Raw genomic sequence first — 12,134 nt, 5'->3', positions numbered from 1 at the left:
CGCCGCCAGGACGATCGAGGACCTCTGGCAGGCCATCGGCGAAATCTGCGACCTCTACGAGCCCGATGAGTGCCTCAACTATTTCAAGACCGCGGGCTATGACCCAGCATGATCGCAAACCGCTCTAACTGATCCTCGATCCATCCGCGAAAGGCCCCGATCGTAAGATCTTTTCAGGCTAAGGCTTGTCGATCTCGATCTGCAGCTCGCCAATCAGCCTTTCGCGTTCTGCGAGCGCTTCGATCGCCCGGTCTCCGAGCGCGCGGGCGACGAGATTGAGCAACCCCTCGCAGAAAACGATATAGGCACCCATGCTGTTGCTGAAAAAGCTGCTGGCGTGGGGTACCAGGAAGGCGTGGCCGGACGGGGGAACGAGCGGCGAGGATCGCGTATCGGTCACCGCGACGACCGCGATGCCCTTGCGGGCGGCGACAGCAGCGACCTCGGCGACATTGCGTGTGTAGGGCGCGCAACTCGCGACGACCAGAACATCGCCGGGCGATAGCTGCGCCAATCCTTCCGCCTCGCCGAGCCGCGGCGCATCGAGAAGGGCCACGTCGGTGCGCAGCATCGCCAGGCCGTAGGTCAGGAAGCTTGCAAAGGCGTGAAACTGGCGAACGCCGTAAACGCGTACACGTCTGGCGTTGGCGAGCAGAGCCGCCGCGCCGTTGAGCGACCTGCCGTCGAGTTGGGACAGAAAGCCGTCGATATTGGCCTTCGATTCCGCCGCAAGCCGCTCCAGGATATGGATTTCCTCGCCCGCCTCCTGATTGACCGATATCAGCCGCCCGGCCTGCCGGCTGTAGAAATAACGCTCGTCGTCGGCGATGGCCTGGCGGAAGACGTCCTGGAAATCGCTGAACCCCGCATACCCCAGCCGTTTGGCAAGGCGCGTCAGCGTCGATGCGTTGATGGCGAGCGCATCGGCGAGTTCGGAAATGGTGCGGACCGCCGTCTGCTCGGGTGTGTCCACCAGGCGCGACAGCACGTCGAGCGCCTTGCCGCCGAGCGAAATCTCCGTTTCCCCGCGCTGGATCTCGACCGTCAGCGCCCGAAGCTCCTCCAGCGTTGCCGGGCGCAAAGACGCTACCGGTTTGCCGTCTGGAGTCATGCGGAAAACCTCATGCAGGAGATGTCCGCGGCTGGGTAAAGCGGAAACGCGGCTGGCTGTCGGCCGCATCATAGATGGCGCATTCCACCTTGTCCGCGCCGATCTTGAAGATCGCCGTCGCCAGCGTGTTCTCGTTGTCGGGGTCATCCGGCTGCATGCGGTGGATTGGCAGGGCCGCGCGCGCGGTGTCGCGGAGGATGGTCAGCGGATCGATCGCACCGCCCGCTGCCGCGATCATCTCGTCACCCCGTTCCTGGCGGGAGCGCGAGGAGGCGGTGACGATCTGGCGCTCGACGCGCATGCCGTCATGGACAAGATGATTGGCATGGCTCGACAGGCGGCGGACAGGACGGGCGGAAACATTGGCATGGGTGAATTCCACGCTGACGATTTCCGCTTCGCCGGCCTGCGCAAGCGTCAGATGAAACGCGCCGGCGCGGGGCTGCTGCCGGACGAGGCCAAGTGCTTGGTCGAGCGTGCCGCAATCGATGAGCGCCCGTGTCAGGATCATGCGCGGCAGGCCCTCCCCCGTGGCGCGCGAGCGGATGTTGTTGACCGTCATCACCAGCCCCGCGTCGTTGACGGCGAAGGTATGGCCGGGAAGAGAGGCCGGGTAGACGAAGGCAGTGAAGACGCGGCCGCTCTCCGGGCGCACCGTGGCCAGCACGCAGCCGGATCTTAGCCCTGGATCGCCGTCCTCGTTATGCGCCACGACCGGCTCGGCGCCCGGTATCTGCACGGTCGTGCAGCCGTCCGGGCTCATCGCCCAGATATCGCCGCGGCAATTCCAGGCGAAGACGTCGTCGAAGGCAAGGCCGAGACCGGCTGCGAGCCCCTTCAGCTCTTCGAGATAGCGGGGGAAGCGGGCTTCCGCCAGCGCTTTCGCCGAGCGCACGAGATCGCTGTCGCGGAAGCTTGTGACGAAAGCCCAGGCATGGGTGCGCACAAGGTAACGAGAGACGATCTCTGCCCCGTGGCGGCCGAGGGCCGCACCGATCTCGAAGGAGTTGCCTTCGATTTCGAGGCTGGCAAGCCCACGAGAGACTTCAGTGGACATGCTGGAGGAACTCGCGAAGCCGGGGATTCTGGGGATTGTCGAGCAGAACGGCGGGATCGCCGTCGACGGTGATTTTGCCGCCCTCCATGAAGATCAGCCGCGTACCGACCTGGCGGGCGAAGGCGATCTCATGGGTGACGACGATCATGGTCATTCCCTCCTCGGCAAGCGACTGCATGACGCGCAGCACTTCCTGGCGAAGTTCCGGATCGAGCGCCGATGTCGGCTCGTCGAACAGCATCAGCTTCGGCCTGACGGCGAGCGCGCGCGCAATGGCGACACGCTGCTGCTGGCCGCCGGAGAGTTCCGTCGGGTAGTGATGGCTGCGCTCGGCGAGGCCGACCTTGGCAAGCAGCGCCTTCGCCTGCTCGGTCGCTTCCGCCTTGGCCACGCCGCGCACCCGGCGCGGGCCGAACGCGACATTTTCCAGCGCCGTCATCTGCGGGAAAAGATTGAATTGCTGGAACACCATACCGGCTTCCTGGCGGATGAGGCGCACGCGCGAACGGCCCTCGCGGACGCTGATGCCGTCGACCACCAGGTCTCCGCCGTCGATTTCCTCCAGCGCGTTGATGCAGCGCAGGAGTGTCGACTTGCCGGAGCCGGACGGGCCGATCAGCACAACCACCTCGCCGGCCTTGATGTCCAGATCGACGTCTTTCAGCACGGTGATCGAGCCAAACGTCTTGGTGACGTTTCTGAATTCCACGATGCTCACAGGATGCGCATCCTCTTTTCGACGAGCCGGAGAACGATGGTCAAGGAGCTCGTCATGACGAGGTAGAGAATGGCAACGGCGGTCCAGACCTCGACCGCGCGGAAGTTGGAGGCCATGATTTCCTGGCCCTGCCGGGTGAGTTCGCCGACGCCGATGACGATGAACAGCGAAGTGTCCTTGAGGCTGACGATGAACTGGTTGCCGAGCGGCGGGATCATACGGCGAAAGGCGATGGGGCCGATGACATAGGCCAGCACCTTCCACATCGGCAGGCCGAGCGCCAGCCCCGCTTCCTTCAGGCCCTTGCTGACCGAGAGCAGCGTTCCGCGCACGATTTCCGCGATGTAGGCGCCCGCATTGACGATGATGGCGGTGATTGCGGCCGTCATCGGGTTGACGCGCACATCGGCCAGGACCGGCAGGGCAAAATAGATGAACATCACCTGCACCACGATCGGCGTACCGCGGATGATCTCGACATAGGCGAAGGCGGTTGCGTTCAGGAACGAGTGTCCATAGGCCCGCATGAAGCCTGCCACGGTTCCGACGACAAGGCCTCCGACGAGACCGGCGAGGGCGATGAGGATGGTGAGCCGCGCGCCGCCCAGAAGCGCGGGCAGAGAACTGATGACCACCGACCAGTCGAATTGCATTTGACTTACTCGCATGGCGCGCGCCGGGGCTGCCGGCGCGCTGGCGTCGAGACGCGTGGCGACTAGATCTTAGGTTCGGTTCCGAACCACTTTTTGTAGATCGCCGCATAGGTGCCGTTCTTCTTCAGCTTGGCGAGCGAGGCGTTCACCTTGGCGACCAGGTCGCTGCCCTTGGGGAAGGCGATGCCGTATTGCTGGGCCATCATCTGCTCGCCCACGGCCTTGACCTTGCCGGCGCCGGCGGTCGCGACGTAGTAGAGAACGTTCGGCGTGTCGTGCATGGCGGCATCGACGCGGCCGGTCTGAAGCTCGAGATAGGCATTGTCGACGTTCGGGAACTGACGCAGTTCCGTGTCCTTGAAATTCGCCTTGGCGTAATCGGCGGCCGAAGTGCCGGTCTTGATTGCCAGCGTCTTGCCCTTGAGATCCTGCGGGCCGGCGATCTTGCTGGCGGCCGGAACCATCAGCAGGAAGCCGCTGTCGTAGTAGCCGTCGGAAAAATCGATGACCTTCTTGCGCTCGTCCTTGATGGTGATGCCGGCGAGCCCCACGTCGACCTGCTTGGTCTGCAGTGCCGGAATGATGCCGTTGAAGTCCATCGGCTGCAGCGTGTAGGTGACGCCGATGTCCTTGGCGACGGCATCCCAAAGATCGATGTCGAAGCCGACATATTTGTCGCCTTGCTTGAACTCGAACGGCACGAAGGCCGTGTCGGTGGCGACGATCAGGTCCTTGGCCTGCGCGGCGCCGAGCGAGACGGCCGCGATGAATGCGCCGATCAGGACCTGGTGGAATTTCATTTTCATCGTGAAGCACTCCTCTGCGAATGCGCCTGAAATTTGCCTTTCAGTGCGATCCGCAAATATACGACTCTTTTTGCGACTTGTCGCATTATAAATTTGCTCACGATTCGTATATGCACATTTTTAGATGCAACCGAGTGAGCAACCGTGCAGCTTTTGGGAGCTCCCGAAAGGACCGGAATGACCACCTCTGTGCAGGTTTGCTTAGGGCTTCCTCGTGGCGCCGGTGAGCGACGGTTGTATCCCGGTCCGCGCCCGGGGCTCCTTCGATTGCCGCCGAATGACCGATTTGGGCGCGAAGCGGAAGGGGCGGAGCTGGCCGAGGGCGGAACGGCGGCTTTTGGTGCTCGGAACGCGGAAGCAGACGCTTAGCGCAGCGACGGCTCAACGGCGTATGGTCGATAGATCTTCAATGACAACGTTGTCATTTGCAAATTTCTATGAAATGGTAACGTTGTCAAAACTCACTGAACCGCGCCCGGACGAATGCACGCTTTTATCGCAGATACGCTGGATGGTCCGCTCGACGACACCGTACGGGGCGTCCCGCCCGGCACGACGCCCATGAAGCTGCGTGATGTAGCTTACTGCGGCTGGCATCCGGCACGCGGCGAGATGAGCTTGCCGGTCCTGACGCTCGACGAAGCAGCCTTCACGGCAAACCGCGAGCTGCTTCTCGCCTATGTACGCAGCCACGGCGCCGCACTGGCTCCCCATGCCAAGACGCCGATGGCGCCGCAGTTGACCGCGGATCTGATCTCGGCCGGGGTCTGGGGCATCACGGTCGCGAACCTGCAGCAGGCCACGGTCATGCTGCGTGCCGGCATCAAGCGGCTGCTGCTTGCCAACGAGATCGGCGGGATCGCAAGCGGCCGGCGGCTGGGCGCCCTTCTCGCGGCTTATCCGGACGTCGACGTGCGGATCTTCGCCGACTCGCCGGAAGCGGTGGCAACGCTCGCCGTCGCCGCCACGGAGGCAAACCGTTCGGCCCTGCCGGTCCTGGTCGAGGTCGGCATCGGCCGTGGCGGCGCCCGCGACGCAGCGACCGTCGAGCAGATCATCGCCGCGGTCCAGGCTGCCGACGGTCGGCTGGCGCTGGGCGGCATTGCGACCTATGAGGGTGCAGCGGCAAGCGCCGATCCGATTGCGACCCGACAGGCGATCGAGGCGCTGATGACGCGGGCGCTCGACGCCTTCGCCCGCGTTCGCGAGCGCGTGCCAACGGCGCCCCTGCTGTTCTCCGCCGGCGGCTCCGCCTTCTTCGACCTGGTCGTGGGTGCCGCATCCGCACCTATCGCCGCGGACGGCAATGCCACGCTGCTGCTGCGCAGCGGTGCGCTGTTCTTCCATGACCACGGCACCTACGATCGGGCGTTGCGCGCCATGGACGAGCGGCAGGGCTTCGTCGTGAACGGGATCGTCCGGTCCGCCGCCACGAGTTTCCGCCCGGCGCTTCGGCTCTGGGGCGAAGTCCTGTCGCGGCCCGAGCCCGGCCTCGCCATCCTGGGCTTCGGCATGCGCGACGTGTCATTCGACCAGGATCTGCCTCGGCCGCTTGCAGCATATCGTGACGGTGCGCCGGTCGACGGCTTCGATCCCGATCACGCGCGCGTCGCGAAGCTCAACGACCAGCATGCGTTCCTGGCGGTTTCCGACAACAGCCCGCTCGCCGTCGGCGACGTGCTGGAATTCGGCATCTCGCACCCCTGCACCTGCCTCGACCGCTGGCGCGTGCTGTTCGGCCTCGATCCCGACGGGCGGGTGCGGACCGCCTACCGGACCTTCTTCGGCTGACATGCCGTCGCTCAACTTTCAGCCGCTCTGGCGCTATCAGGGCATGCTGCTCGACGGCGCGCTGCTGACGCTCGCGCTCACGGTGATCGCGGCCTGCGCAGGCCTTATGATCGGCATTGCCGGCGCCTTGCTGCTGCGCAGCGGCCCGGCACCGGTCCGGGTCGCAATCCGCTCTTATATCGAGCTCGTGCGCAACACGCCGGCGCTGATCCAGCTGTTCCTGATCTTCTTCGTCCTGCCGGCGATCGGCATACGGCTCCCACCCCTGCCGGCCGCCGCGATCGCGCTCAGCCTCTATTTTGGCGCCTATGCGGTCGAGATCGTCCGCGCCGGCCTCGGAGCCGTGCCCAAGGCCCAGATCGAGGCGAGCCTCTGTCTCGGCCTCACGCGCTGGCAGAGCTTCCGCCACGTCGTCATGCCGCCGGCGCTCCGCGCGATCTATCCGGCGATGACGAGCCAGTTCGTGCTGCTGCTGCTCGGCTCCTCGCTCGCCTCCCAGGTCTCGGCACCGGAGCTGTTCCACACCGGCAGCTTCATCGAGAGCCGGACCTATCGCAGCTTCGAGGTCTATGCCGTGATCTGCGCGCTCTATTTCGCGCTCGCCATGGCGTTCAAGCTGCTGTTCGCGGCGGCCGGGCGGCTCGTGTTCCGCTGGCCCGTCAGGCGCTGAGGAGGCCGGCCGATGCGTTCCCTCACCGCCGCCGACCTCTTGTCGCTCCTGACCGCGCTGCGCTGGACGCTGGCCCTACTCGCGATCGCGCTCGCCTGCGGCGGACCGCTCGCGCTCGGCCTGGCACTCATGCGCACGAGCGGCGCCAGGCTGCCGCGCTTCCTTGCCACGGCACTCCTGCAGCTCGTCCAAGGCGTGCCGCTCCTTGGCCTGCTCATGTTCTTCTATTTCGGCGTACCGGTATTCCTCGGCATCGAAGTGCCGGCGCTGGTTGCCGTCGGCATCGCCTATACGATCTACACCGCCGCCTTCCTGGGCGAGATCTGGCGCGGCGGCATCGAGGCGGTGAAGCACGCGCAGTGGGAGGCGGCCGCCTGCCTCGGCCTCACCCGCTGGCAGCAGTTCCGCCATGTGATCGCACCCCAGGCGCTCCGCCTGGCGCTGCCGCCGATGGTGGGCTTCCTGGTCCAGCTCATCAAGGGCACCTCGCTCGCCTCCATCGTGGGGTTCGTCGAGCTCGCCCGCGCCGGACAGCTAGTGAGTGCGGCGACGTTTCAGCCGCTCGCCGTCTATTGCGCCGTGGCGGCGCTCTATTTCGCGCTGTGCCTGCCGCTCACCCTCTGGTCGCGCTCCCTGGAGACTCGCCTTGGCTCTCGTTGAAATCTCGGACGTCCACAAGAGCTTCGGCCCGGTCCATGTGCTGCGCGGCGTTTCGCTCGAGATCGAGGAGGGCGAGATCGTTACGATCATCGGCCGCTCCGGCTCCGGCAAATCGACGCTGCTCCGCTGCCTCAACGGGCTTGAGCGGATCGATGGCGGCGAAATCCGGGTCGAGGGCAAGCGCGTCCATGCCGACATGCCCGACCTGAGGGAATTCAGGCAACGCGTCGGCATCGTGTTCCAGGCCTACAACCTGTTCCCGCACCTGACGGTCGAGCGCAACATCACGCTCGCCCCTGTGCTGACCGGCAAGATCGCCAAGGCCGAGGGCCGCAAGCTCGCGCGAGAGGTCCTGGAGCGCGTCGGCCTCGCCGACAAGATCGACGCCTATCCCGAGCGCCTGTCGGGCGGCCAGCAGCAGCGCGTCGCGATCGCGCGCTGCCTCGCCATGGCGCCGCACCTCATGCTGTTCGACGAAGTGACCTCGGCGCTCGATCCCGAACTCGTCGGCGAGGTGCTGAAGGTCATGGAGGAGATGGCGCGCCAGGGCATGACCATGGTGCTCGTCACCCACGAGATGGGCTTCGCCCGCCAGGTCGCGACCAAGCTCGTCTTCATGCACCAGGGCACGGTCTGGGAACAGGGGCCGCCGGCCGAGCTTTTCGCCAACCCGCGGACGCCGGAGCTCAAGAGCTTCATCGGATCGATCCGCTAGCGCCACCCGACAACAAACGCCGTTCAACAGGAAAGGTCATTCCATGACTGGGGTTCGAAACATTCTGGCGACCGCCCTCGCCGTCGTCCTCTTGGCGCTGCCGGCTCTCGCGCGCGCCGACAAGCTGCAGGACGTGCAGAAGGCCGGCACGCTGCGCGTCGGCGTGCTGCTCGATGCCGCCCCCTGGGGCTTCAAGGACGCCAAGGGCGAGGCCGCCGGCCTCGACGTCGATCTGGCAAAGCAGATGGCGACGGACCTCGGCGTCAAGCTCGACCTCGTCCCGCTCACCGGCGCCAGCCGGATCCCGAGCCTGCTCGCCGACAAGGTCGACGTGCTGATCGCGGCGGCCGGCGCCACGCCCGAGCGCGCGCTGCAGGCGATGTTCTCGCAGCCCTATGCCGCGGTGAACCTCGGCGTCTACGGACCGAAGAGCATCGAGGCGGCCAAGGACGTGACGGCGCTCAAGGGCCATTCGATCGGCGTCGCCAAGGGCTCGACGCTCGACGTCTGGCTGACCGACAACGCGCCCGATGCCAACATCGTGCGCTTCGAGGACACGCCGTCTGCCATCGCCGCCTATCTCGCCGGCCAGGTCGAGATGTTCGCCGAGAACAGCGCCATCGCGCTCAAGGTCTCCGAGGACAACCCGAGCAAGGAAGTGCAGTTGAAGTTCCTGATCCGTCAGTCGCCGGCCCACGCGCTGGTGCGCCAGGGCGAGCAGAACTTCCTCAACTGGATCAACACCTTCCTGTTCTGCCATCGCCTCGACGGCAAGCTCGCGGCCCTGCAGGTGAAGTGGTTCAAGGAAGCGCAGACCCTGCCGCAGATCTGATCCCGTCGCCGCGCCGTCCCGAGCGGCGCGGTACCTCTTCCCATCTCAAGGAGTTCCCGATGATCCAGCGTTTCCAGGTCGGCTCGCGCATGAGCCAGGCCGTCGTCTATGCCGGTGCCGTCCATATCGCGGGCCAGGTCGCCAACAACCGCAAAGGGTCGATCCAGGAACAGACGCGCGACGTGCTGGCCAAGATCGAGGCGCTGCTCATCGAGGCCGGCAGCAGCAAGTCGAAGCTCGTCGCGGTCAACGTCTTCCTGCCGCAGATCGGCGATTTCGACGCGATGAACGAGATCTACGACCGCTGGATCGATCCGGCCAACCCGCCGGCGCGCGCCTGCGTCGAGGCGCGCCTCGCCGATCCCGACCTGCGCGTCGAGATGACCGCGATCGCGGCCGTCTGACCGACCCCGGAAGAAGAAGTTAAAGAAGAAGTTCATGCACACCGGCCTGTTCCACTCCCTCGATCTCACGGCCGACGGCAAGGCGCTGAGCTTTCTCGGCATTCCGTTTTCGGTCGACCGGTCGCCCTATTTCCAGGTCAAGATCCCGGTCTGCCGGGTGCGGCGCGGTACCGGACCCAGGATCTTGCTCATGGCGGGCAACCACGGCGACGAGTACGAGGGCGAAATCACGCTCGGCCGCCTCGTCCGCCGGATCACGCCGGAACGGATCCGCGGCGAACTCACCATCCTGCCGATCGCCAACGCGCCAGCCGTGATGGCGGCGCGGCGCCGCTCTCCGCTCGACCAAGGCAACTTGAACCGGGCCTTCCCCGGCAATCCGGGCGGCACGCCGACCGAGCGCCTTGCCCACTTCCTCGAGCATGAGCTGTTCCCGCGCCACGACATCGTGTTCGACCTCCATTCGGGCGGCACCTCGATGGCGCATCTGCCCTGCTCGCTCGTCGAGCGCCAGGGGCCGCCCGAGCGCTTCGGCCGGGCGCTCGAACTCATGGCCGCGCTCGGCATGCCCTATGGCTTCGTCGCGGAGAACGGCGCCACGGCCCCGACCTCTATGGCGGCGGCGGCCCGTGCCGGCGCCATCGGTCTCAGCGGCGAGTTCGGCGGCGGCGGCACGGTGACGCCCGCGACCATGGCGCTGACCTCCCGGGCGATCGACAACCTGCTGCAGGCCGTTGGCATGGTCGAGGCACCGCTGTTGGGTGACCACCCGCCGGTCACGAGCCCGACCCGGCTTCTGATGCTGGACAGCCACGAGCAGGCGATCTTCGCCACGCGGCGCGGCTGGTTCGAGCCGGCGGTCGACGTCGGCGCCGAAGTCGCGGCGGGCGATCTCGCCGGCTGGTACCATGATCTGAGCGACCTCGAACGCCCCGAACAGGCGCTCACCTTTGCACACAGTGGCATTGTCATCTCGCGCCGCCTTCACAGCGACAGCGAAGCGGGCGATTGTCTGATCCAGGTCGCCCGGCCGATCGATGAAAAGGCATTGCGCGCCCATGATATTTGACGACACGGACCAAGGCCGGGAATGACCGATACGCCGCCCCGACGCCGCCCGCCGACCATCGACGAGGTCGTCCGGGTCGACGGCCCTGTGCGCGACGAGAGCGCCGCCGAGCAGCGGCGCTCGCCCCGCATCGAGGAAGTGGCACGACTGGCGGGTGTCTCGCCCATCACCGTCTCGCGGGCGCTCAGGCGACCCAACCTGGTCGCCGAGGAAAAGCGGCGGCGCATTCTGGCGGTCGTCGAAGCGACGGGCTATGCCTCGAACCCGCACGCCCGCGCCCTGCGCTCGGGCCAATCGACCATCGTCGCCGCTTTCGTCTCGAACATCATGAGCCCGCAATTCGCGCTCGCCGTACAGTCAGCGGCCGCGATCCTGGAACCGAACGGGTTCCAGCTGATGGTCGGCCAGACCTCGTACTCCTATGCGAAGGAGACGAGCATGATCCAATCGCTGCGCGCACTCAGACCAGCCGCGGTCCTGTTCACCGGCGTCATCGAGCTCGAAAGCAATCGGCGTGCGCTTCGGGAGCTGGACATTCCAGTCATGGAGACCTGGGCCTATCCGCGCGACCCGATCGACATGCTGGTCGGCTTTTCGAACACCGACGGTGGCCGGATGGCGGCCGACCATCTCCATGGACGCGGCTATCGGCGGATCGCCTATATTGGTCGGCGCAGCGGCCGCGGCGCGCTCCGTCTGGACGGCTTCCGGCAGAGAGTGGCCGAACTGGGCCTCGACCTAGCGGCCGAGCTGACGGTCGAGAGCGTCAGTGGCATTGCCGATGGCAGAGGAGCACTCGCGCAGCTGCTGGACCAGGCCGGAAGCAGAATCGATGCCGTGTTCTGTGCGAACGACCTCCTTGCCGTGGGCGCGCTGCTCGAGGCCCGGCACCGGCGGTTGCAGGTGCCGGGCGAGCTCGCGGTCATCGGCTTCGGCGACGGCGACATGGCGAGCGAGATCGCTCCGGGCCTGACGACGATTTCCGCCGACGTCGGACGGATTGGACGTTTGGCCGGCGAGATGCTGCTGGCCCGCCTCAGCGGCCCGCCGGCGGACCGGACGACGGAGCTTATTGAACTCGACCTCATTCAACGCGGCAGCACTTGACGTCGACGGTTTCCCGACGCTGGCCGAAGAACGGCGCCGCGACACGGCGTTGCTTGCGCTCATCGAGCCGCTGAACCAGGATCCCCTGGCGCGTGGCGTCTCGTTCGGCCGCCCCTCGAACCCAACCGATCCGGAGAGTGCAGGACATGGAACGAGAGATCATCGAGGTGCCCGTGATCTCGGCGGCGATCCGCGGCCTGGGCGCGCCGACGTCGGCGCTGGTCCGAGCCGGTGACTATCTGCTGACATGCGGCATGCCGCCGATCGATCTCGCAACCGGCCGCATCGTCACGGGCGATATTCGCACGCAGACCCGGGCGGCGCTCCAGGCGCTGCGCGTCACGCTCGAATATGCCGGCTCGTCATTGGACAAGGTGGTGAAGGCGACGGTCTATGTGACCGACCCGGGTCTGATGGCCGGCGTCAACGAGGTCTATCGCGAGTTCTTTGCAGCAGGATTTCCGGCGCGCACCTCTGCCGCGATCAAGCCGTGGTCCCTGCCGTTCGACATCGAGATCGAGTGCATGGCGCTCGCCTGAGC

General features: G+C 66.1%; 14 protein-coding genes. 9 read left to right on the top strand and 5 right to left on the bottom strand.

Translation table 11 applies throughout. The annotated features are described in order from the left end of the window. Window positions 1–178: 178 nt before the first annotated feature. The 5 genes from IEY58_RS33160 to glnH all read right to left on the bottom strand — a co-directional run bounded on the left by IEY58_RS33160 (window position 179) and on the right by glnH (window position 4,345). On the bottom strand, window positions 179–1,111 hold the full coding sequence (locus IEY58_RS33160; RefSeq protein WP_189052470.1) for a MurR/RpiR family transcriptional regulator: 933 nt from the start codon (window positions 1,109–1,111) through the stop codon (window positions 179–181). Between the two features lie 10 nt (window positions 1,112–1,121). After that, window positions 1,122–2,168: a C45 family autoproteolytic acyltransferase/hydolase gene (locus tag IEY58_RS33155; RefSeq protein ID WP_189052469.1), complete on the bottom strand. Its 1,047-nt coding sequence runs from the start codon at window positions 2,166–2,168 to the stop codon at window positions 1,122–1,124. After that, on the bottom strand, window positions 2,158–2,886 hold the full coding sequence (glnQ, locus tag IEY58_RS33150) for a glutamine ABC transporter ATP-binding protein GlnQ (protein WP_229744150.1): 729 nt from the start codon (window positions 2,884–2,886) through the stop codon (window positions 2,158–2,160). The genes IEY58_RS33155 and glnQ overlap by 11 nt, the downstream gene beginning before the upstream one ends. Beyond that, on the bottom strand, window positions 2,883–3,521 hold the full coding sequence (glnP, locus tag IEY58_RS33145) for a glutamine ABC transporter permease GlnP (protein WP_229744149.1): 639 nt from the start codon (window positions 3,519–3,521) through the stop codon (window positions 2,883–2,885). The genes glnQ and glnP overlap by 4 nt, the downstream gene beginning before the upstream one ends. Before the next feature lie 80 nt (window positions 3,522–3,601). Further along, window positions 3,602–4,345, bottom strand: coding sequence for a glutamine ABC transporter substrate-binding protein GlnH (gene glnH, locus IEY58_RS33140; protein WP_189052467.1), 744 nt, complete (start codon window positions 4,343–4,345; stop codon window positions 3,602–3,604). 483 nt (window positions 4,346–4,828) lie between these two features. Here glnH and IEY58_RS33135 point away from each other — a divergent pair, with 483 nt between their 5' ends. The 9 genes from IEY58_RS33135 to IEY58_RS33095 all read left to right on the top strand — a co-directional run bounded on the left by IEY58_RS33135 (window position 4,829) and on the right by IEY58_RS33095 (window position 12,132). Further along, entirely contained in the window at window positions 4,829–6,136 is a 1,308-nt protein-coding gene (locus IEY58_RS33135) for an alanine racemase (RefSeq protein WP_189052466.1), read from the top strand. 1 nt (window position 6,137) lies between these two features. Then, window positions 6,138–6,806: an amino acid ABC transporter permease gene (locus IEY58_RS33130; RefSeq protein WP_189052465.1), complete on the top strand. Its 669-nt coding sequence runs from the start codon at window positions 6,138–6,140 to the stop codon at window positions 6,804–6,806. Window positions 6,807–6,818: 12 nt separating this feature from the next. Then, window positions 6,819–7,466, top strand: a complete 648-nt coding sequence (locus IEY58_RS33125) for an amino acid ABC transporter permease (RefSeq protein ID WP_189052464.1) — start codon at window positions 6,819–6,821, stop codon at window positions 7,464–7,466. Next, on the top strand, window positions 7,453–8,181 hold the full coding sequence (locus IEY58_RS33120) for an amino acid ABC transporter ATP-binding protein (RefSeq protein WP_189052463.1): 729 nt from the start codon (window positions 7,453–7,455) through the stop codon (window positions 8,179–8,181). Before IEY58_RS33125 ends, IEY58_RS33120 begins: the two co-directional genes overlap by 14 nt. 43 nt (window positions 8,182–8,224) lie before the next feature. Then, on the top strand, window positions 8,225–9,013 hold the full coding sequence (locus IEY58_RS33115; protein WP_189052462.1) for a transporter substrate-binding domain-containing protein: 789 nt from the start codon (window positions 8,225–8,227) through the stop codon (window positions 9,011–9,013). Between the two features lie 59 nt (window positions 9,014–9,072). Continuing rightward, a complete protein-coding gene (locus IEY58_RS33110) occupies window positions 9,073–9,417 on the top strand; it encodes a RidA family protein (RefSeq protein WP_189052461.1) in 345 nt (114 codons plus the stop codon). Between the two features lie 34 nt (window positions 9,418–9,451). Then, window positions 9,452–10,486: a succinylglutamate desuccinylase/aspartoacylase family protein gene (locus IEY58_RS33105; RefSeq protein ID WP_189052460.1), complete on the top strand. Its 1,035-nt coding sequence runs from the start codon at window positions 9,452–9,454 to the stop codon at window positions 10,484–10,486. Between the two features lie 21 nt (window positions 10,487–10,507). Continuing rightward, complete coding sequence (locus IEY58_RS33100) at window positions 10,508–11,593, top strand: LacI family DNA-binding transcriptional regulator (RefSeq protein WP_189052459.1); 1,086 nt, start codon at window positions 10,508–10,510, stop codon at window positions 11,591–11,593. A gap of 146 nt (window positions 11,594–11,739) precedes the next feature. Then, entirely contained in the window at window positions 11,740–12,132 is a 393-nt protein-coding gene (locus tag IEY58_RS33095) for a RidA family protein (RefSeq protein WP_189052458.1), read from the top strand. Window positions 12,133–12,134 lie beyond the last annotated feature (2 nt).

Origin of the sequence: Aliidongia dinghuensis (assembly GCF_014643535.1) — a bacterium.
Lineage (GTDB): Bacteria > Pseudomonadota > Alphaproteobacteria > ATCC43930 > CGMCC-115725 > Aliidongia > Aliidongia dinghuensis.
The sequence above is the reverse complement of the archived record's forward strand: the minus strand, read 5'-3'. Positions and strand labels throughout refer to the sequence as shown.